Source organism: Pseudarthrobacter sp. MDT1-40-2, assembly GCF_059383595.1.
In genome coordinates, this window is sequence record NZ_JBWZCL010000002.1 from 1 (window position 1) to 18,657 (window position 18,657).

Consider the following 18,657-nt stretch of genomic DNA (forward strand, 5'->3'; position numbering starts at 1 on the left):
AAAAACCACACCCAACACCGCCCCCCCCCCCCTTTGGGGAAGAGGGGGCGGTCCCGCCGTCGTATTTTCTTTTGTCCCGGGTGGAATCAGGACAGTCGGGATTTCAGCCCGGTCAGCTCGGCCTGCAGGGCGCCGGGGAGGGACTCGCCAAAGTTGGCGAACCATTCCTCGATCGAGGCCAGTTCCGTGGCCCACTCATCCGGGTCGACCCGGACGGCTTCCTCAACCTGCGCCGGGGTCATGTCCAGTCCGGTCAGATCGATCGCGTCCCCGGTAGGCACGTAGCCGATCGGGGTTTCGACGGCGTCAGCCTTACCCTCAAGGCGCTCGATGGCCCACTTCAGGACGCGCGAGTTGTCGCCGAAGCCGGGCCAGGCGAAGCCGCCGTCGGAGTTGCGGCGGAACCAGTTGACCAGGAAAATCTTCGGCAGCCGGTCCGGGCTGCCCTTCGCGGACAGGTTCACCCAATGATTCAGGTAATCACCGGCGTCGTAGCCGATGAACGGCAGCATGGCCATGGGATCGCGGCGCACCACACCTACTGCGCCTGCGGCGGCAGCGGTGGTCTCGGAGGACAGGGTCGCTCCCATGAAGATGCCGTTGGACCAGCTGCGGGCCTCAGTGACCAAGGGAATCGTGGTCTTCCTGCGGCCGCCGAACAGGATGGCGGAGAGCTCAACACCGTCGGGGTTGTTGTATTCCTCTGCGAGCATGTCGATCTGGTCGATCGGCGTGCAGAACCGGGAGTTCGGGTGCGCGGCAGGCTGGTCCGAATCCGGCGTCCAGGAGTTGCCCTTCCAGTCGGTCAGGTGAGCGGGCACTTCCTCGGTCATACCCTCCCACCACACGCCGCCGTCGTCAGTCAGGGCAACATTGGTGAAGATGCTGTTGCCCTTGGCGATAGCGCGCATGGCGTTGGGGTTGGTGCCCCAGCCGGTACCCGGAGCTACGCCGAAGAGGCCGGCCTCGGGGTTGACGGCGCGGAGCTCGCCTTCCTTGCCGAAGCGCATCCAGGTGATGTCGTCACCCAGGGTCTCCACTTTCCAGCCGTCAATGGTGGGATCGAGCAGCGCGAGGTTGGTCTTGCCGCAGGCGGACGGGAAAGCAGCCGAGATGTAGTAGGTCTTCTGCTCGGGCGAGGTGAGCTTCAGGATGAGCATGTGCTCGGCCAGCCAGCCTTCGTCGCGGGCCATCACGGACGCGATCCGGAGGGCGTAGCACTTCTTGCCCAGCAGGGCATTTCCGCCGTAGCCGGAGCCGAAAGACCAGATGGAACGCTCTTCCGGGAAATGCACAATCCACTTGTCCGGGTTGCAGGGCCAGGCCACATCGGCCTGGCCGGGCTCCAGTGGCGCACCGACGGAGTGGAGTGCGGGGACAAAGAAAGCGTTCGTCTCGGTGATCTTGTTCAGCACATCGGTGCCGATGCGTGCCATAATGCGCATCGAAGCAACAACGTAGGCGGAGTCGGTGATCTCGACGCCGAACTTCGGGTCTTCGGCGTCCAGGTGGCCCATGACGAACGGGATGACGTACATGGTGCGGCCGCGCATGGAGCCAGAGAAGAGGCCCGCGAGCTTCTCCTTCATTTCCGCAGGAGCCATCCAGTTGTTGGTGAACCCGGCATCACGCTTGTTCTCCGAGCAGATGAAGGTTTGCTCCTCGACACGGGCCACATCGGCAGGATCGGAGAAGGCGGCGAACGAATTGGGGAAGAGCTCCGGGTTCAGGGGCTTCAGGGTGCCGCCAGCAACAAGCTCCTCGTTGAGCTGCGCAATTTCCTCTTGGGACCCATCTACCCAGTGGATACGGTCCGGCCGCGTGAGAGCGGCAACCTCCTCAACCCAGGCAAGCAGCCCAGGGTGGGTGGTTGGTGCTTCTTCAAGCAGCGGCATTCGCGCCAGATCGCCCATTGCGGTTCCCTTCCTCGGGGTCATCGGTGTGCCTAAATGCTATGGGCCTGCTGGTTTCCGGATTTGAGGCCCAAGCTTGGGCCCACCGCGCCTCGGAAGCCAAATCCGCGTAAAATCAGGAAAATCCTGACAAAAAGCCGCCAATTTAGTGACCAAGGTCACATAGACCGGTCTAGTCGCGCAGATTACAGGGCTCTTGATTTGGAACATAGGCCCACCTCGCGTAAAGTTATTCGAGGTTCGGCGGGGAGTACACGCTCCACAACGAATCGAAGATGCGCCCATAGCTCAGCTGGATAGAGCGTCTGTCTACGGAACAGAAGGTCAGGGGTTCGAATCCCTTTGGGCGCACGGATCAAGAAAGCCCACACCGGTTGGTGTGGGCTTTTTTTGTTGCCCAACTAAGAATTCGCTGCGGATACCAGTCCACCCGACCGGGCGGCTCGCCCTAAGGCCGATCGTAGGACCAACCCCGTAATAGCCGGGCTAGGCTGTTGCCCATGACGCCTGAGGCCATTGAACGCGAAGTTGATGTCATTGTTATCGGCGCCGGCGCCGTGGGTGAAAACGCCGCGGAGCGGGTAGTCAAGGGTGGCCTGTCCGCCGTCCTTGTAGAGGCCGAACTGGTGGGCGGGGAGTGTTCCTACTGGGCCTGCATGCCGTCCAAGGCCCTGCTTCGCCCGGGCTCGGCCCTGCACGGTGCACAGACCGTGCCGGGTGCAGAGCAAGCCGTGACCGGAGCCCTGGACGCCGCCGCCGTTCTTAAGCGTCGGGATGAGTTCACGTCCAACTGGCAGGACGAGGGCCAGGTCCAATGGGTGGAGGACACCGGTATAGACCTCTTGCGGGGCCATGCCTGGATCAGATCGCCGCAGCACGTAGAAGTGACCGGACTGGACGGTACGACCCGGCACCTGCAAGCACGCCATGCCGTCGTACTGGCCACAGGGTCCCACCCCACCCTGCCACCTATCGAAGGCCTCGAGGGGCTGGAAGTCTGGGGTACGCGGGAAGCCACGTCAGCGAAGGCGATCCCCCGAAGCCTGGCAGTACTGGGTGGTGGAGTGTCCGGGACGGAGCTTGCGCAGGCGTACGCGAGGCTTGGCGCGGATGTGACGCTGGTAGCCCGGGGTGCTTTGCTCGGTTCCTACCCGGAAGAGGCAGCCAAACTGGTGGCGGCCGGCCTGCAGGCCGACGGCGTGGAACTGCGGCTCCACACCAACACCGAACACGTGGAGCAGAACCACGACGGCAGCTTCACCCTCACGCTGGCAGGCGGCACCAAGGTCACGGCAGACAAACTGTTGGTCTCTACCGGCCGCCACCCCGCACTCGAGGGCTTGGGGCTGGAGAACCTCGGATTTTCCTCCGACGACGGCAGGCACCTGACGCTGGAGACTGACAGTTCCGGAGCAGTCCAGGGAGTCGCGGTCGAGGACGGTGAAGGCTCCGGGCAGCCGTGGCTCTACGCCATCGGCGACGCCGCGGGCAAGGTGCTGTTGACCCATCAGGGCAAATATGAAGCCCGCGCAACCGGCGATGCAATTGTGGCCAGGGCCCAGGGCAAACTCACCGGCGAACCGGCCGCTTGGAGCAAGCACGCGCAGACAGCCAACCAGCACGCCGTTCCGCAAATCGTGTTCACGGACCCTGAACTTGCGAGTGTGGGGAGGAACAAGGAACAGGCCAGCTCAGACGGGTACAACGTTTCCTCCGTGGAACTGCCTATCGCCGTCGCTGGCTCCTCCCTGCACGCGGACAACTATGAAGGCTGGGCACAGCTGGTGATTGACGAGGACCGGAAAGTTCTTCTTGGAGCCACCTTCGCCGGCCCGGATGTGGCGGAGTTGTTGCATGCGGCAACGATCGCGGTGGTGGGTGAGGTTCCGCTGGACCGGTTATGGCATGCGGTGCCGTCCTATCCCACTATCAGCGAGGTGTGGCTGCGGCTGCTGGAGAAATACGGCCTCTGACTGCCGGATCCGGCTGCTCGCGGCAGGCGCTGCACGGCCGGACTGCCGGAACGTCCTCAAGGGCTATTTGAACTGACTAGTCAGTTTAGTTTAGATTTGGTGCAGACATTCTCTGCGAAAGGCTTTTCTTGCTCTCCGTACACCAGCTTCAGGTGAAAGGCCGGCGGGATCCTTTGCTTCCGGCAACCTCGCTCCAGGCAAAACGCGGTGAACTTCTCCTGGTATCCGGCAACCGGCAGGACCAGCGGACCGCACTGGCCCTCACCCTGAGCGGACGCATGAAGCCCAGCAGCGGTACGGCCAGCTGGGACGGCAGCGGACGCATCAAGCATCTGCGCCTTGCCAGCGCCCTGGTGGACTCGCCCGGCGTAAATGAGCCCGAGCAGCACTTGAGCGTCCGTGACCTTGTCACTGAGGACCTTGCCCTGATCCCGCGACGATACCGCGGAGCGTTGCTCAGCAAGCCCTGGCTGAAAGTGAACAGCTTCGAGGACATCGCGGACCTCTGGACCGAGCAGCTGCCGCCGTCCCGGCGGCTGGAACTCCTCACCGCCCTGGCATTAGCCAACCCGCACACCGATCTCCTGGTGGTGGACTCCCCGGACCGGCACACTGCCGAGGCTTCGGACTGGCTGCCGCGGCTCCGGCAGTTGGCTGACGACGGCGGCCGGCCACTTGCCGTCGTTGTTACTGTCGCTGCCCTCCCGGAATCGTGGGACGGGGCGTCGGCGGTGATCGGCAACGCGGCCGTGGAACCTGAGTCCGAAGTGAAACCGGACCGACCGGAACCCGAGACCGAGACCGAAACCGAGGACGCAGAATGACTGTGCTGCGGCTGGCCCGCTCCGAACTGAAGCGGATGACCGGCGGGCTCCTGCCCAAGCTGACCATCCTGGCGCTGACCATGGTGCCGCTGCTGTATGGTGCCGTGTATTTGTATGCGAACTGGGATCCGTACGGCAATTTGGACCAGATCGATGCCGCCCTGGTGGTTGAGGATTCCGGCGCCACTTCCGGCGACGGCACTGAACTGCGCGCTGGCGACAAGGTTGCCGAGAGCCTCCTGGAAGCCCACCTCTTCAATTGGAAGTCGGTTTCCACCACAGAGGAGGCCGATCAGGGCGTCAGCAGCGGCAAGTATGCCTTTGCCCTGAAGATCCCTGCGGACTTTTCTGCCAACCTGGCCTCCCCTGCCAGTTTCGATTCTGCCAGCCAGGCCATGCTAAACGTCACCACCAATGACGCCAACAACTACCTGCTCAGCACCATCGTGGACAAACTGACCACCGCCGTGCACAACACAGTGGCCAAGGATGTGGGTGAGGAGACCGCCAACCAGCTGCTCACCGGATTCGGCACCATCCACACCCAGATGGTCAAGGCCGGGGACGGCGCCGGGCAACTTGCCGACGGTGTGGCTGCCCTCCGCGACGGAACCGTCACCCTGCACCAGGGCACCACGGAACTCAGCGGCGGCGCGGATGCACTTTACGCAGGCGAGCAGAAATTGCTCGACGGCGCCACCCAACTCAGTGACGGTGCACACCAGCTAAGCAGTGGACTCGCCTTACTGAAGGACAAGACTGCCTCACTTCCGGAAAGTTCGCGGGCACTGGCAGAGGGTGCGGCCCGGGTCGCCGCCGGAAACGAGCAGCTGAACACCAAGGTGCAGGACGTGGTGGCCCAACTGGAGACAGCGGACCAAGGACTCCGGGCCCGTCTCATCGAATCGAACAACCAGCTGGTGGAATCAAAGGTCGTCACCCGGGAGCAGGCGGATGCCATCCTGGCCGAATTTGACGCGGCAGCCGCTGCCGGTCCTGTCACCGGGGCGAAAGCCACAATCCAGGCCGATGCCGCTCAAATCCAGCAGCTCGCGGACGGTTCAGCCGCGGTCAGCGCCGGGGCAGCCCAACTCGCTGCTTCCACTCCCGCACTGAGAGATGCCATAGTCCAGGCCTCCGGCGGCGCAGACCAGTTAGATACCGGTGCCGCTACCCTTGCCGCCGGGCAGCAATCGGCGCTGGACGGCGCGGCCAGGCTCAGCGATGGTACCGTGAAGCTCGACGCCGGTGCAGGCCAACTCGAGGCGGGCGCCGGAACCGCTGCTGAAGGGTCGAGGACGCTCGCGGATGAAATCGCCAAGGGCGTCGGCCAGGTGCCCAACCCCGATGGCGCGCAAAAAGCCAGTGTGTCCAAGGTGATTGCTGACCCGGTTTCAGTCAGCAACGTTTCCCAGGCCAAAGCGAACTCCTACGGCGCCGGGCTGGCCCCGTTCTTCCTGACTCTGGCGCTGTGGATCGGCATCTTTATGCTGGTACAGGCCATGCGTCCCATCACCCAGCGGGCCCTGGCGTCGAACGCCCCCGCCTGGAAAATCGCCGTCGGAGGTTGGCTTCCGTTCCTTGCAGTCTCCGTGGTGCAGGCCACCCTCCTCACCCTCGTGGTGGACCTGGCCCTGGGACTCAACCCGGCGCACCCCTTGCTGATGTGGTTGTTCATGCTCGCCGCGGCCATGGCCTTCAGCGCGATCATCCAGGGCGTGGTTGCCTTGCTGGGCTCTCCCGGAAAGCTGGTGGTCCTCATCCTGCTGGTGCTGCAGCTGGTCTCCTCCGGCGGTACCTTCCCCTGGCAGACCACGCCCACGCCCCTTCACCTGGTGCACGACGTCCTGCCCATGGGATACGTGGTCACCGGTATGCGGCACCTGATTTATGGCGCGGACCTGTCCATGATTGTGCCCACCCTCCTTGGCCTGCTGGGCTACACTCTGCTCGGCGCCACAATGTCCACGTTGGCCGTCAGGAAGCACAAATTCTGGACGCTGAAGGCCCTGAAACCGGAGATCGCCGTATGAGCAACGAACCAGCCCTGCCCGGGGAGCAACTTCCCGGCCGGAAACTCCGTCCCGAACGGACCAACGCCACGAAGCAGCGGCTCTTCGAGGCGTCGATGGAACTGATCGGCCGGCGGGGCGCAGCCGGAGTTACGGTGGACGAGATTGCTGCCGCGGCCGGAGTTTCCAAGGGAACGGTGTACTACAACTTCGGCAGCAAATCGGACCTGATAGCCCAGCTGCTGCGGCATGGTGTGGACATCCTGAAAGCCCGCTTGCTCGAAGGCGACGACGGCGGTGCCGGCGCTGAGTCCGAGGCCCGCAAACCTGCTGATCCGCTGCTGGCTATGGAGGCCATGATCGGCCAGGCCATGGACTTTATGGACGAGTATCCCTCCTTCGCCCGGCTCTGGGTCAGTGAGAACTGGCGGACGCCCAGCGAATGGCAGGACACCTTTGCTGTTCTCCGGGGTGAGCTGCTGGAGGTGATCGGTACGGCGATAGGGAGGGTCGCCGTCGTCTATCCCGTGGACACTACGATTTCCCGCGGCAGCCTGGAAACGGCGATTTTCGGCGCATGCTTTGTGGTGGGCCTGGACCGGCAGACCTACAATCCGGAGCGCAGCCGTGACCAAAGTGTTGCCGCAATTATGACGATTATGCGCGGCTACGTGCAGAAGCAGCCGTCCACTCAGGAATGATGAAGGCCATGGGCAGCAGTGGAAAAATTGCCATCGCGGCGGCGCTGGCCGCCGTGGGGTTGATGGTAATGACCGTCTTTACCCTGGACGAGCCCGTGTTGTTCGCCTTATCGGCTGCGGTGGCTGTGGCTTACATCGCGTCGGTCTGGGCCGTTCTCACGCGGGGCCGGCACCTGGCCATGGTGTTGGGAGCTGCTGGGAGCGGGATGGCCATCGCTTTTTCGATAGCCTTCCTGCGTATGTGGGGGCTCGCCTTCAACAAAGACGCCGCTGCCTTGGGCACGGCCGTGGCCAGCCGGGATTCGGACATCTATTTCTTCCTGGCCGTGGTCACCGGGCTCCTGACCCTTGCCTTCCTTTTTGTGTCCGCGGTCTGGCCTTCGCGGGCAACGGTGCCGCCGCGAAGCCCACGGCGGAAGCCGGCACGGAAACCGGCAGCCCGCAGACCCGCCCCGAACAGGTCGGCGCCCAAAAAGCCCACCCCGAAAAAGCCGGCCCCCAGGAGCACGGCAGCAAAGAAGCCGGCCACCAGAAAGCCCGCCTCCTCCCCAACTAGGTAGCGTCAACTGTCGTTATGGGCGCTCATAACGACAGATAGCGCTACCTGGTTGGGCGGGACGGGACTGACTTTGGGCGCGGCACCATGGGCGACCGGCAGCCCGCCCGCAGAGTCCCTGCCGGGCCGGGGACGTGAGCCGGACACGGCCGGCCTGCTGCCCGGCAGACGAGAGCCCGAGAAACTGGCCGTCCGGTCGATAAGGTGGTCTGTCCCGGCTACCTCCCGAACTGAGGGGATCGGGCTAAGCCTTCGGCTCAGTCCCCTTCGCATTCGAGGCAGAACGCCATTCCGTCCTTCTCGCGCGCAAGCTGGGACTGATGATGGACCAGGAAGCAGGATGAGCAGACAAATTCGTCCTTCTTCGGTGGCACTACTTCCACCGTCAATTCCAGGGTGGACAGGTCCGCCCCGGGAAGCTCGATGCCTTCGGCGGTATCGGGTTCGTCCACATCGACACCGGCTGAGCGGACTGCACTTTGGGCTGTGCGCAGCTCCTCCAGCGATTCCGGAGCCGGATCCGATTCAGACTTGCGCGGTTCGTCGTAATCCGTGGCCATTGCCAGTCACTCTCCTCCCTTGGATGCCTCCCCCAAGGTCTATAGTAAGCATGCTTATCTTACAGGTGGTCAAGGGGAAAAGTAGATGCCACTGAACACTCTTTGTGCGCTCAGGCATCCAGGGCGATCCAGCCGCGGGAAAGGACTACCTGGCCCTCGGCACCGCGAAGCTGACCAACCGGGCGTCCTGGCCATCCAGTTCGGCCCAGGGCTTCTCAGTTTCCATCACCGTCAGCGCGCTGGTGGGATATTTTGTGGCCGCATCCATATAGGCATCCTGGTCCGAATCGCGCGAGGCCAGATGCACGGCAAGATCCTGCACGCCAGGCAGGTGCGCAATGACCATCAGCGTGGTCACGGTATCCGGTACATGGTTGATCACCGTCAGCATGCGCGACGCCTGCGCGGCATAGAGACCGCTTTCCAGCTTGGGCGTTGGCGCTTTGTCGCCCAGTTCCGAGCACACCCAGGTACAGGTTTGCCGGGTGCGCAGCGCGCTGGAGCAAAGAATGAAGTCGGGAACTACGCCCTGATCCACCAGCCAACGGCCCGCCAGCGGTGCCTCCAGGTGGCCGCGTTCCTCTAAGGGACGGTCGTGGTCATCCACACCGCCAGGCCAGTCTGCCTTGGAATGGCGCATGATAATCAGCCGCCGAATGTGATGCTCACTCATGCCCCCACCCTATCCTCGCTGTCCGCACGGTAACCGGGAGCGTAAAGCGAAAGCGCCCATCCCACGGTGGGACAGGCGCTTTCGGTGCAGCAAAAGCTAGATGGAGTACTCCGGTGCTGCCCAAACGACGACCTCGGGGTGCTCGTAGAACCGGTAGCCCTGGCCACGGACGGTGCGGACCGTATTGGCGAGGCGGCCCAGCTTGGAGCGCAGGCGGCGGATGTGGACGTCGATGGTGCGCTCGTTGGGGACCTCATCCGCGTTGCGCCACAGGCCCTCAAGGAGTTCATCGCGGCCGACCGTCCGGGTGCCGTTCTCGACGAGGTAATTGAGCAGTTCGAATTCCTTGAACGTCAGGTTCAGCGATTCGCCATCGAGGTGCACTTCGCGGCGGGCCAGATCAATCAGGACACCGGAGGGACGCGGCTCCTGCGCCTGCTGCAACCGGGTATTGTCGGTGCGCTGCCTGGCATTCACTGTGGGGTCGCCGAAGGTGGAACGTACGACGTCGAGCGCTGAGCCGGGTGCGTTGGCGGGAGCGATTGCCACGGCGGCATAGCTCTCGGCACCTGTAACGAGCGACTGGGCGTAGGCCCGGATTTCCTGCGCCAACTTGGCAATTGAGGTACCTGCGGCCGCTGCAGTCTCCTCGTCAATGCCCATGTAGAGGACGAATCCACGGGCAACAGTGTCGTTGGCGACCGGGCGGACACCGCTGCCGGGACCGGCAATGACGGGGGTGGGGGCGGTCATGGGCGTCGCTTCCGCGGCAGGCACGGCCCGGAGCTGACCATAGGAGTTGGGGTTGTAACCCTGCGGCGCGTAGCTGGAGGCGGAGGGAAAACCGCTGCCCGATCCGGGGGCGTAGCCCTGCCGGAGGCCGGCCGGCTGGGCCGGCTTGTTGGCGTTGCGGACTGAGATGTGGACGTATCCGGATGCAACTGACATGGAATGCTTACCTCAATGTGAATGGCCGTTATCGCGGCACGAATGCTGAGTTCCCCAGAGCTGTTGGAACACATTCTGGGGAGGTTGCCCGGCACTGGGCTTGTTGGGGACGAATGCCTAAAAACTCTCTGGGGTTTGACAGTTAGGCGTGCATTCGACAACAGCGCATGTCGGCAGCAGCAGGTGTGCTGGGCCAGTAATCTGCAGTTGCAGGTGCTGTTGAGTTCTTGTTCACAAATGAAGTGTGCAACGTAACAATAAGAACTTGCAAGTAACAATGGACGCTTTAGTCCGCATAGTGAGACGATTCCGTTCTTTGTGGTGCACATCACGATTCGCTGAGGGGTCTTGACTGCCCGCACTTTTGGGCTAACGAGGACTGAAACTCCTATTCCAGCGAATTTTACGACGATATGCACGCTTTAATTCGTTTTTTATTCAGTTCTCAATTGACTGGATTAACTTGCACGTAAAAGTTCCCCAAAAGTCCAGCGATTCAGGAAGCAGCGTCGTGAGGGCCGGGCGGCCCCTCGTCCAAAGAGCGGAACCAAGCGGAGAGTCGGGTGCTGCCTGCCGTGATCTCCGTTACCAAATTGTGACTCAGGTGGCAATCCCCTGTACCGTGGATGGGGTGTGGCCACCGTTCCGGCTGCATGACCGGGTGAATGCCGAGCTCTGCCGCCACCCGGATTCCTCATGATCAGGCAGAGGCGGGGAACCCACAGTCCCGGGCACGAGTCGCCCTAGGGGTGAAGCCATCGCGTGATTGTTCCGCGTGGCCGGATGACCTCATCCGAATCCGACAGCTAACTCCGCAGGCGTTGAGAGGCTAAATCATCATGACTGAATACCAGGATCACGCGCGCGTGAAAAACGGTACGGAGCAAGCCCATGGCCGACGCCGCACCGCTGAATCAACCGCCATTCCAACAAGTTCCACCCGCACTGTCCGCAGCCGAGTTGTTGACTCGGCGCACCCGGTACCCAGCCGCCGCACCGCCGTTCTGGGTGTAGCCCGGCGCGCTGCCGTGGTAACGGCGTCCTGCGCCCTGCTCATCGGCGCCGCCGCTGCCGGTCAAGCGGGCAGTAATCCGATGGTGCCGGCGTCCGTCGTCCAGGCTGTCTTGCCGGAGTCGGCGGCAAACTCCACTCCCGCCGAGGCGCTTGCGTCAGCAGCAGCCGAGCAGTCTGCCATGAAAGCGGATCCGGCACCGGCACCTGCTCCTTCCCAGGAGACGCCTGTTGAACCGGCTCCCGCTGCTGCACCGGCAGAACCTGCTCCCGCTCCGGCGCCCGTGGAGCCAGCACCCGTGGCGCCCGCTCCCGCTGCTGCGCCCGCTCCCGCTGTTGCCCCCCAACCTGTTGCCGTTAACGACCCCGCTGGTGCCCAGGCCTACGCGCTGAGCCAACTGGGTTCCTACGGCTGGGGCGCCGGCCAGATGCCGTGCCTGACCACGCTCTGGACCAAGGAATCGGACTGGACCACTACTGCCACCAACCCCACCAGCGGCGCGTACGGAATCGTCCAGTCACTGCCGGCGGAGAAAATGGCGAGCGCCGGTGCTGATTACCTCACCAACTACCGCACCCAGATCAACTGGGGCCTGAACTACATCCAGGAGCGCTACCAGTCCCCGTGCGGCGCCTTGGACTTCCACCTTTCCAACAACTGGTACTAAAAAAATTCCTACGCCACGCTAGTTCCGGTTTCCAGTGGTCCCTGTGGACAGGCTGGCCCGGGGTCTGACGCAGGGAGGGGCCGGCTCCGTTTGGGGCCGGCCCTTACATCTGTCCAAGGCGAATTTAGCCCGCTACGCCGTAGAGCCTGTCGCCGGCGTCGCCCAGACCGGGAACAATGTAAGCCTTCTCGTTGAGTTTCTCGTCAATGGACGCAAGCACAATGGTCACGTTGGCGTCGGCCAGCTCTTCTTCCAGCTTGGCCAGGCCCTCCGGCGCTGCCAGCAGGCAGATGCACGTGACGTCCGAGGCGCCACGGCGGAAGAGGAACTTGATGGCTTCGCGCAGGGTCCCACCGGTGGCCAGCATGGGGTCCAGCACGAAGATCTGCCGGTCCGTGAGGTCCTCCGGGAGGCGCTCGGCATAGGTGATGATGTCCAGGGTTTCCTCGTCGCGGGCCATGCCCAGGAAACCGACCTCCGCAGTGGGAACCAGCTTGGTCATGCCTTCGAGCATGCCCAGGCCGGCGCGCAGGATGGGAACTACCAGCGGCGTGGGCTTTGTGAACGCGGTGCCGATGGTGGTGGCAACGGGCGTCTGAATAGTGACGTCCTGGGTGCGGACATCGCGTGTGGCCTCGTAGGCCAGGAGCGTCACCAGTTCCTCGGTCAGCTGCCGGAAGACCGGCGACGGGGTGTTTTTATCGCGGAGAACGGTGAGTTTGTGGGCGACCAGCGGGTGGTCCACGACGAGTGTGCGCATGAGGTCAAAACTATCATCCGGTCACTCGGAGTTTCATTGCCGGGTGGGTCCGCCGGGCCGGCCGGAGTCTTCCGCGTTGGAGGTCATCTCTTCCTGCACCACGTCCCGTACTACAGGCCTGTCGAACGACGGGACCGGACCCACGTGCTCGCGGCGGGCGATGGCATAAAAGAGCCGATGTGCCAAAATCACTATCCCCAGCCACGCCAGCCCCAGCAGCCAGGCGGCCACGACGTCGGTCAGCCAGTGATGGCCCAGGTACACCCTGCTGAGACCCATGGCGATGATGAACAGCGAGCCTGCAGTGATGGCGGTGATCCTGGCCCAGAGGATATCGAACTGGAGACACATCACGTAGACCAGCACCCCGATGACCACCGTGGTGTTGAGGGTATGCCCGCTGGGAAACGAGGGGGAGGTTTCAAACGGCGGGACGGCGTCGATATGGTCCGGACGGGTCCTGCCTACCAATCCCTTACCCACGGTGGTGGCCGTGGTGGATACGGCGGCGGCGCCGGCCACCAGGATTAACGGACGCCAGTTGCGGCCAAGATACATCAGCCAGGCGGTGAGGATGGACGCGAGGATGGGCATACCGATCCCGCCGCCGATGTTGGTAAAGGCCGTCATGGCGGCATTCAGTTCCGGGGTCCGCAGGCTCTGCGCGTACTGGAGCGCGGGGATATCCAGGGAGGCCAGTCCTTCCTCATCCACTACGCTCTCGTAGACCTCTGCCCCGGCCAGGGCCAGGACAATCACCAGGAAGCCGCCCACCGCCATGGTGATCCAGAGGGCCGCATATGGTTTGTACCAAGTAAGCAGCCGGTCCTTTATTGAGTCCATCATTCCCCTCCTGGGCTCAGGCCAATCGGCAACCGGGTAAATATCGAAACTATCATTGAGCCATGCTTGCGGCAGAAAATTCTTATCCGGCTGATGCCATGGTCCCGGCCGAGGCGCAGCGTTCTGCCTGGATGGAGCTGGCGTTGGCGGAAGCCCGCCGTGCTCTGGAAACAGACGACGTACCCATCGGCGCCGTCGTTGTGGGTCCTGACGGCACCATCCTTGGCTCCGGCCGCAATGAACGGGAGGCATCCGGGGATCCGACGGCGCACGCGGAGGTGATTGCGATCCGGCAGGCTGCTGCCCGGTTGCGCGGGTCCGGTCCAAGCGGAGGTAACGGGTGGCGCCTGGCTGACTGCACGTTGGTGGTCACCCTGGAACCTTGTGCCATGTGCGCCGGCGCAACTGTGCTGGCCCGGATTCCGCGTGTGGTGTTCGGCGCCTGGGACGAGAAAGCAGGAGCAGCCGGCTCGGTGTTTGACGTGCTCCGCGAGCGCAGGCTGAATCACTGGGTGGAAGTGTACGCGGGCGTGCGCGAGGACGAATGCGGGGCCCTGCTGCGGGACTTTTTCGCCGGGCACCGGGACTGATTACTTTCCGCCTGCCTGCCTGCGCCGCCGCCCGACACGACTCCTGCACCAGCTCCGAATTGGTCAGCCAACGGCTGAGGGCAGCCACCAGCGGTGCCGGGTCCTCTTCCCCGCCTATTGCGTGCTCAAGTCCGCCGGAGGAATGCCGGATATTCCCGGGAACCAGCAGGCGCAGGGCGGAAGGGCGACGATGTCAGGCCCCCGGAAGGTCCATGCTGTAGCTGGCCCAGGCGTCCGGGTTTTCGCGCAGGGTGACGTCGAGGCCCGCCAATGCGGGGCCGTCCACGGCGTCTTCCAGCGTGGCAGCCACTTTACGGGCGATATATTCTGCGAGCGCTTCCGTGGTGCTTAGCTTCCCGGCAAAGTCCGGGTGTTCGTCCAGGTTCTGGTAGTTCAGGCCTTCCAGCACCTCGTCAATGATGGTCCCGGCTTCGCCGATGTCCAGCACAATCGCGTTTTCGGTCAAAGTACGACGGCGGAAGGTCACCTCTGCCACGAACGTCGCCCCGTGCAGGCCCTGAGCGGGTCCGAAGACGAGGCGCGGGAGGCTGTGGGCGATCATAAAGTGGCGGCGGACGGTCAGGCTGAACAATGGGTTACCTCGCGTTCTGGTGGGCGGTCTGGACTGTTTCGGGGTCTTCGGCAGTCGGATATTCGATGACGTGGCACAGGGCCTGCAGGCTGCCGTCGGCCAGCGCGCGGACCACGCCCGGGAGCTCGGCGAACGGTGACGATCCGGTGAGGAAGGCGTCGAAGACAGGGTCTTCCAGAAGGCTGACGGCCAGGTTGAGGCGGTCGCTGGTGGTGCGGCGGTGCCTGCGTGCCCGCGCGACCACACCTACCTGGCTGGCACGGATGGCGAGCCGGCGCGCGTGGAAGTCCTCACCCAGCGGGATGGTGACGCTGCGGTCCGCGTACCAGGACATTTCGATGACTTCGCCTTCATCGCCCACCAGCTGGAGGGAGCGGGCCAGTCCATCGTCGGAACCCGAGCAGTGGATGACGATGTCGCAGTCGGTTTTAGCCTGTTCCGGGGTGGCGAACTCGACGTCCAATTGGTCTGCCAGGTGCTTGCGCCCGGGGTCCAGGTCCACCAGTTGCAGTCGGGCCAACGGGAAGGTGCGCAGCAGCGTGGCCACCATGCCACCCACCAGACCCGCACCCACGACGGCAATCCTGTCACCCAGCCGCGGGCCGGCCTCCCACAGGGCGTTGACGGCGGTTTCCACGGTGCCGGTGAGGACAGCACGTCGGGACGGGACGGCGTCGGGAATTCTTGTCAGTTGATCTACCGGCACCACGTAACGGTCCTGGTGTGGGTTCAGGCAGAATACGCGCTGCCCCAGCCAATCGGATGGGCCCTGCTCCACGACGCCAACGGACAGGTATCCGAACTTAACCGGTCCGGGAAAATCGCCTTCCTGGCGCGGGGCGCTCATCCTGTCCGCAACCCGGTCCGGCACCGCACCGTGGTGGACCACCATTTCGGTGCCTTTGCTGATGCCGGAATAGAGGGCGCGGACTATGGCTTCATCGTCTTTGGGTGCGGGCAGTTCTTCGGCGCGGAGCTCGCCGTTCTCGGGACTCAAGGTCCAGTAAGCGGTGGCCTGGCGGGTTTGGGCTGGAATAGTCATCTTGCTTACGAATCTAGCGCCGCCCGCCCGTTTTGGGGAAGCTGGCCATACTCCGGTAACCTAGTCAGGTTGGTGACGTGTCCGAGCGGCCGAAGGTGCAACACTCGAAATGTTGTTTGGTGTAAAAGCCAACGTGGGTTCAAATCCCACCGTCACCGCCAATGAGAAAGGCCCCGAATCCCTCTGTTTATGAGGGAAGCGGGGCTTTTTCTTTGCCCTAAGGGGGTTTCAGCGGTAAAGCATGCAGTAGTAGATTTCCTCATGTCCTGCTGTATCGAGCCACGGTGGACATGCAGCCATGTGCAGGGCCCATCCGAGAGGACAATTCCTTGACTTCAAAAGCAGGCAACCATCCGGCGAACCCTTCCGAGATGATCTTGCCCGTTCAAGACTGGTTGCTCATCGACGCAACCATGGACAACACGGTGGCCATCGCAGACCAGAACGGTGATGTGTTCACCGCGGAGCAGGGCCGCACCGTTCGGAAGGCAGGCTGGTCAGCAGCCGGCCATCACCCTAAGGCTGAACAGGGGTGGGGAGGTTGGCCGCCCCTGGACGAACATTTGAGTTTCGAACTGCCGGCCGCCACGTGGCACTTCATAGTCGGCCAGCTGCGACGTTGGGACGAAGTGGACTCTCTCATGAATCCTCGCAGCGACGGTGCACCGGAAGCCAAGAGCTTGGAGCTGGCCCGGTTGCTTGAAGGACAGCTTAACTGAGTCCTGATTGGCCCTGCTCGGTCTCGCGCTCTTTTTGCAGTTCCTCAGGCGGGCGCAGTCGCTCCGGCGGATGCAGGTCAATGATCGGCAGGTGTCCATCAGTGCGGATGGCGTCTCCGCCGCCATTGCGGTGATGGTAGCCACTGGAGTAGTTGAGAATTGTGTGCACCCCTTCAACAGCGTTGGCCGAGCGGAGCGTCCCGATAATGAAGTCGCGTTCCTCATCAGTGCGGTCGGCAATCTTGTGGGTGATCTGAAAGGTGAAGAGGGATAGTCCTACGCTTCGATCGTAGGTACCCGCCCCTACCCAATCCACGGCCAGACCCCCTGGCAGCAACCACCCAGCCGGGCACTTCCAAAACCGTACGTGGTGCCGTTTGCGGGGGTTCCCGTCAATCTCGCGCTGGAAGGCGAGGTCTTGTTTGTTGCCGAAAACATAGAGAGAGCTGACCGGCGCCTGCGGGTAGCTGCGGCCCATCACTGTGGAGGTCAAGGTCCGCCAGGCCGTAGCCGGAGTGATGGGATCAGCTTCCACCCACCCGGCGGTCCGCATGGCCTGCCGCAGTTCCCTCTCCGGTCCCACAACCGCCAGGTTCACGGGGTCGCCGAGCACGCCGTCGCCGGTCCTGGTCCGTCCTATGAAATAGTCCGGAATGTACAGACTGCTGAGGATCTTATGGACGCGCGGCAGCAGGGCGTAGGCCAGGATCAACCACACCGGCAGGAACACCCACGCCTGCTCCGGGCCTCGCGCAAGCCGGGCAAGCAGGAAATAGTAAACAGCCCAGCCCACTGCCGCCGTCACCACCAGGTACAGCAGCCGCTGCAGGACTGCCAGGACAGTAGCCCATCTGCTTTGCCTGCGTTCAACCGGGCTGCTGGAAGGTGAGTGGTCCGGCTCAAGCGGAGCGGCTGGCTTCTCCCCCTCAGTCATCACAACTCAGGAGATCCTCATACTCCCCTGCGATCCGGGAAGCCACTCAGTCGCCTCCACCGCCGCCGCCTCCATCACTGCCGCCAGCAGCACCAGTGTCAGCACCGGGGCCATCGTTGCTGCCCATGAGAGCTGCTCCCCCTACGACAGCAGCAGACCCGCCGCCGTCGTCGTGTCCTTGGGTTGAGCTTTTCCTATGGTCAGACTTCCTGGCACTCCTTACCACCGCGAGGATAATAAGCACCGTCACCACGAGGATGAGTCCAAAGATCAGTGCACCAGATGGCTCCATGGCCAGGTTCCCCTCCTTCGAATGTCACTTCAGTCGAATGTCACTTCAGTCTTGGAATCTACACCGGCACCAATGACACCCGCGAGAGGCGCCCGGCGCTTCTTGGGTGATTCTCCCCGGCCCCGCTACTTGGGACCTGATTGAGCTCCTCTTTTGCCGGCCACGACCAGCCCTACCCACAAAAACACCCTGTGCACTCCTTTCGGAGCACACAGGGTATTCAGACAAGCAGGCCTACTATCCAGCAGCAACCAGGGTCTGGCAGGCCGCGATGTCATTTCCGACTACGGTCTCCATTGCCATGACCTCCTCGGGCAAAGCACCGGTCTCGTGACCATGGGCCAGCATGTACTCATAGAAATCTGAGTAAGCGGCCTGGTTTGGGCCGGGAGCAGAGGCGAGTGCCTTGAACGCCGCCGAGGACGCAGCATCCCTGTCTTCCTCATTGGCGGCTGCGATGTTCGTGATGCCCTCCGTCAGCACTGCACAAAATTCCGGCGATACCGCACCAGCAGCCTGGCCGGAATCAGTGGGCAGCTCGCCGGTGTTCACGGGGGCTTCCTGCTGTGCGATGGCCTCCTGCTGCTCTGCGACATCGATTGCTGCCTGGCCAGCGGAGATGCCGACCATGATCATAACGACGATCACCACGGCACCCGCCACGATTCCGACATAACCCAGAATCACGCCGGCCAAGGCGAGGCCACGGCCTTTCTCACCTGTCCTTTTAATCTGCGACAAGGCGATGTGCCCGGTGATGATCGCAGCCAGGGAGATGAAGAAAGCGCTCACTAGCGAGATGATCGCCAGGACGTTGTATCTCGGCTCGGGCTGCAGCTGCGGCGCTCCCTGGTAAGCGTTCCCCTGGGGGTAGCTTTCCGGCGGGACAGCGGGCACGTCAACGGGCGGAATGTTATTGCTCATGGAGTTCAAAGTCTCATTTTCATTTTTGGGTGCGAGGAATAGCAGATAGAGCTTCTTCGCCTTTAGCCTAACGTATGGAGTAAGTACGCTAAGAGTCGGAATTTCGGACCGCGCTGGTAGTG

General features: G+C 63.1%; 18 protein-coding genes, 2 tRNA genes and 1 riboswitch. Of the genes, 10 read left to right on the forward strand and 10 right to left on the reverse strand.

Annotation, left to right across the window (positions count from 1 at the left end):
• Positions 1–86: 86 nt before the first annotated feature.
• The gene (locus tag AC50X5_RS06110; RefSeq protein ID WP_494975238.1) at positions 87–1,913 is read right to left on the reverse strand and encodes a phosphoenolpyruvate carboxykinase (GTP); all 1,827 of its coding nucleotides are present in this window, start codon (positions 1,911–1,913) and stop codon (positions 87–89) included.
• 277 nt (positions 1,914–2,190) lie between these two features.
• Between AC50X5_RS06110 and AC50X5_RS06115 the strand changes: the two genes are divergently transcribed.
• From AC50X5_RS06115 to AC50X5_RS06140, 6 genes are all read left to right on the forward strand, one after another.
• Positions 2,191–2,264 (forward strand) — tRNA-Arg (locus AC50X5_RS06115).
• Positions 2,265–2,413: 149 nt separating this feature from the next.
• On the forward strand, positions 2,414–3,886 hold the full coding sequence (locus AC50X5_RS06120; RefSeq protein WP_494975239.1) for a dihydrolipoyl dehydrogenase family protein: 1,473 nt from the start codon (positions 2,414–2,416) through the stop codon (positions 3,884–3,886).
• Between the two features lie 128 nt (positions 3,887–4,014).
• Entirely contained in the window at positions 4,015–4,710 is a 696-nt protein-coding gene (locus tag AC50X5_RS06125; RefSeq protein WP_494975240.1) for an ABC transporter ATP-binding protein, read from the forward strand.
• Entirely contained in the window at positions 4,707–6,743 is a 2,037-nt protein-coding gene (locus tag AC50X5_RS06130; RefSeq protein WP_494975241.1) for a YhgE/Pip family protein, read from the forward strand. Before AC50X5_RS06125 ends, AC50X5_RS06130 begins: the two co-directional genes overlap by 4 nt.
• On the forward strand, positions 6,740–7,423 hold the full coding sequence (locus AC50X5_RS06135; RefSeq protein WP_494975242.1) for a TetR/AcrR family transcriptional regulator: 684 nt from the start codon (positions 6,740–6,742) through the stop codon (positions 7,421–7,423). Before AC50X5_RS06130 ends, AC50X5_RS06135 begins: the two co-directional genes overlap by 4 nt.
• Positions 7,420–7,983: a hypothetical protein gene (locus tag AC50X5_RS06140; RefSeq protein WP_494975243.1), complete on the forward strand. Its 564-nt coding sequence runs from the start codon at positions 7,420–7,422 to the stop codon at positions 7,981–7,983. The genes AC50X5_RS06135 and AC50X5_RS06140 overlap by 4 nt, the downstream gene beginning before the upstream one ends.
• 253 nt (positions 7,984–8,236) lie before the next feature.
• Here AC50X5_RS06140 and AC50X5_RS06145 read toward each other — a convergent pair whose 3' ends face one another.
• From AC50X5_RS06145 to AC50X5_RS06155, 3 genes are all read right to left on the reverse strand, one after another.
• A complete protein-coding gene (locus AC50X5_RS06145) occupies positions 8,237–8,539 on the reverse strand; it encodes a DUF4193 domain-containing protein (RefSeq protein ID WP_494975244.1) in 303 nt (100 codons plus the stop codon).
• Between the two features lie 145 nt (positions 8,540–8,684).
• Positions 8,685–9,212, reverse strand: a complete 528-nt coding sequence (locus AC50X5_RS06150) for a SixA phosphatase family protein (RefSeq protein WP_494975245.1) — start codon at positions 9,210–9,212, stop codon at positions 8,685–8,687.
• A 96-nt stretch (positions 9,213–9,308) separates the two neighbouring features.
• Positions 9,309–10,160: a winged helix-turn-helix domain-containing protein gene (locus tag AC50X5_RS06155; RefSeq protein ID WP_494975246.1), complete on the reverse strand. Its 852-nt coding sequence runs from the start codon at positions 10,158–10,160 to the stop codon at positions 9,309–9,311.
• A gap of 656 nt (positions 10,161–10,816) precedes the next feature.
• A riboswitch (cyclic di-AMP (ydaO/yuaA leader) is annotated at positions 10,817–10,995 on the forward strand.
• 4 nt (positions 10,996–10,999) lie between these two features.
• Here AC50X5_RS06155 and AC50X5_RS06160 point away from each other — a divergent pair.
• Positions 11,000–11,839, forward strand: coding sequence for an aggregation-promoting factor C-terminal-like domain-containing protein (locus AC50X5_RS06160; protein WP_494975247.1), 840 nt, complete (start codon positions 11,000–11,002; stop codon positions 11,837–11,839).
• 124 nt (positions 11,840–11,963) lie between these two features.
• Here the strand turns inward: AC50X5_RS06160 and upp are convergent, their stop codons facing one another.
• Positions 11,964–12,599 (reverse strand): uracil phosphoribosyltransferase, encoded by a 636-nt coding sequence (gene upp / locus AC50X5_RS06165; protein ID WP_494975248.1) that lies wholly within the window; start codon positions 12,597–12,599, stop codon positions 11,964–11,966.
• Positions 12,600–12,632: 33 nt separating this feature from the next.
• Positions 12,633–13,445: a phosphatase PAP2 family protein gene (locus AC50X5_RS06170; RefSeq protein WP_494975249.1), complete on the reverse strand. Its 813-nt coding sequence runs from the start codon at positions 13,443–13,445 to the stop codon at positions 12,633–12,635.
• Between the two features lie 95 nt (positions 13,446–13,540).
• Between AC50X5_RS06170 and tadA the strand changes: the two genes are divergently transcribed.
• The gene (gene tadA / locus AC50X5_RS06175; RefSeq protein ID WP_494976044.1) at positions 13,541–14,032 is read left to right on the forward strand and encodes a tRNA adenosine(34) deaminase TadA; all 492 of its coding nucleotides are present in this window, start codon (positions 13,541–13,543) and stop codon (positions 14,030–14,032) included.
• A gap of 193 nt (positions 14,033–14,225) precedes the next feature.
• Here the strand turns inward: tadA and AC50X5_RS06180 are convergent, their stop codons facing one another.
• A complete protein-coding gene (locus tag AC50X5_RS06180) occupies positions 14,226–14,624 on the reverse strand; it encodes a 6-pyruvoyl trahydropterin synthase family protein (protein WP_494975250.1) in 399 nt (132 codons plus the stop codon).
• Between the two features lie 4 nt (positions 14,625–14,628).
• Positions 14,629–15,666 (reverse strand): zinc-dependent alcohol dehydrogenase, encoded by a 1,038-nt coding sequence (locus AC50X5_RS06185; protein ID WP_494975251.1) that lies wholly within the window; start codon positions 15,664–15,666, stop codon positions 14,629–14,631.
• Between the two features lie 71 nt (positions 15,667–15,737).
• On the opposite strand from AC50X5_RS06185, the gene AC50X5_RS06190 reads away from it, so the two are divergent.
• Positions 15,738–15,827 (forward strand) — tRNA-Ser (locus AC50X5_RS06190).
• 168 nt (positions 15,828–15,995) lie between these two features.
• On the forward strand, positions 15,996–16,385 hold the full coding sequence (locus AC50X5_RS06195) for a hypothetical protein (protein WP_494975252.1): 390 nt from the start codon (positions 15,996–15,998) through the stop codon (positions 16,383–16,385).
• On the opposite strand, the gene AC50X5_RS06200 is transcribed toward AC50X5_RS06195, so the two are convergent.
• On the reverse strand, positions 16,378–17,319 hold the full coding sequence (locus AC50X5_RS06200; RefSeq protein ID WP_494975253.1) for an LssY C-terminal domain-containing protein: 942 nt from the start codon (positions 17,317–17,319) through the stop codon (positions 16,378–16,380). The two genes, AC50X5_RS06195 and AC50X5_RS06200, sit on opposite strands and share 8 nt — an antisense overlap.
• A 529-nt stretch (positions 17,320–17,848) precedes the next feature.
• Positions 17,849–18,535 (reverse strand): DUF4190 domain-containing protein, encoded by a 687-nt coding sequence (locus AC50X5_RS06205; RefSeq protein ID WP_494975254.1) that lies wholly within the window; start codon positions 18,533–18,535, stop codon positions 17,849–17,851.
• Between the last annotated feature and the right edge of the window lie 122 nt (positions 18,536–18,657).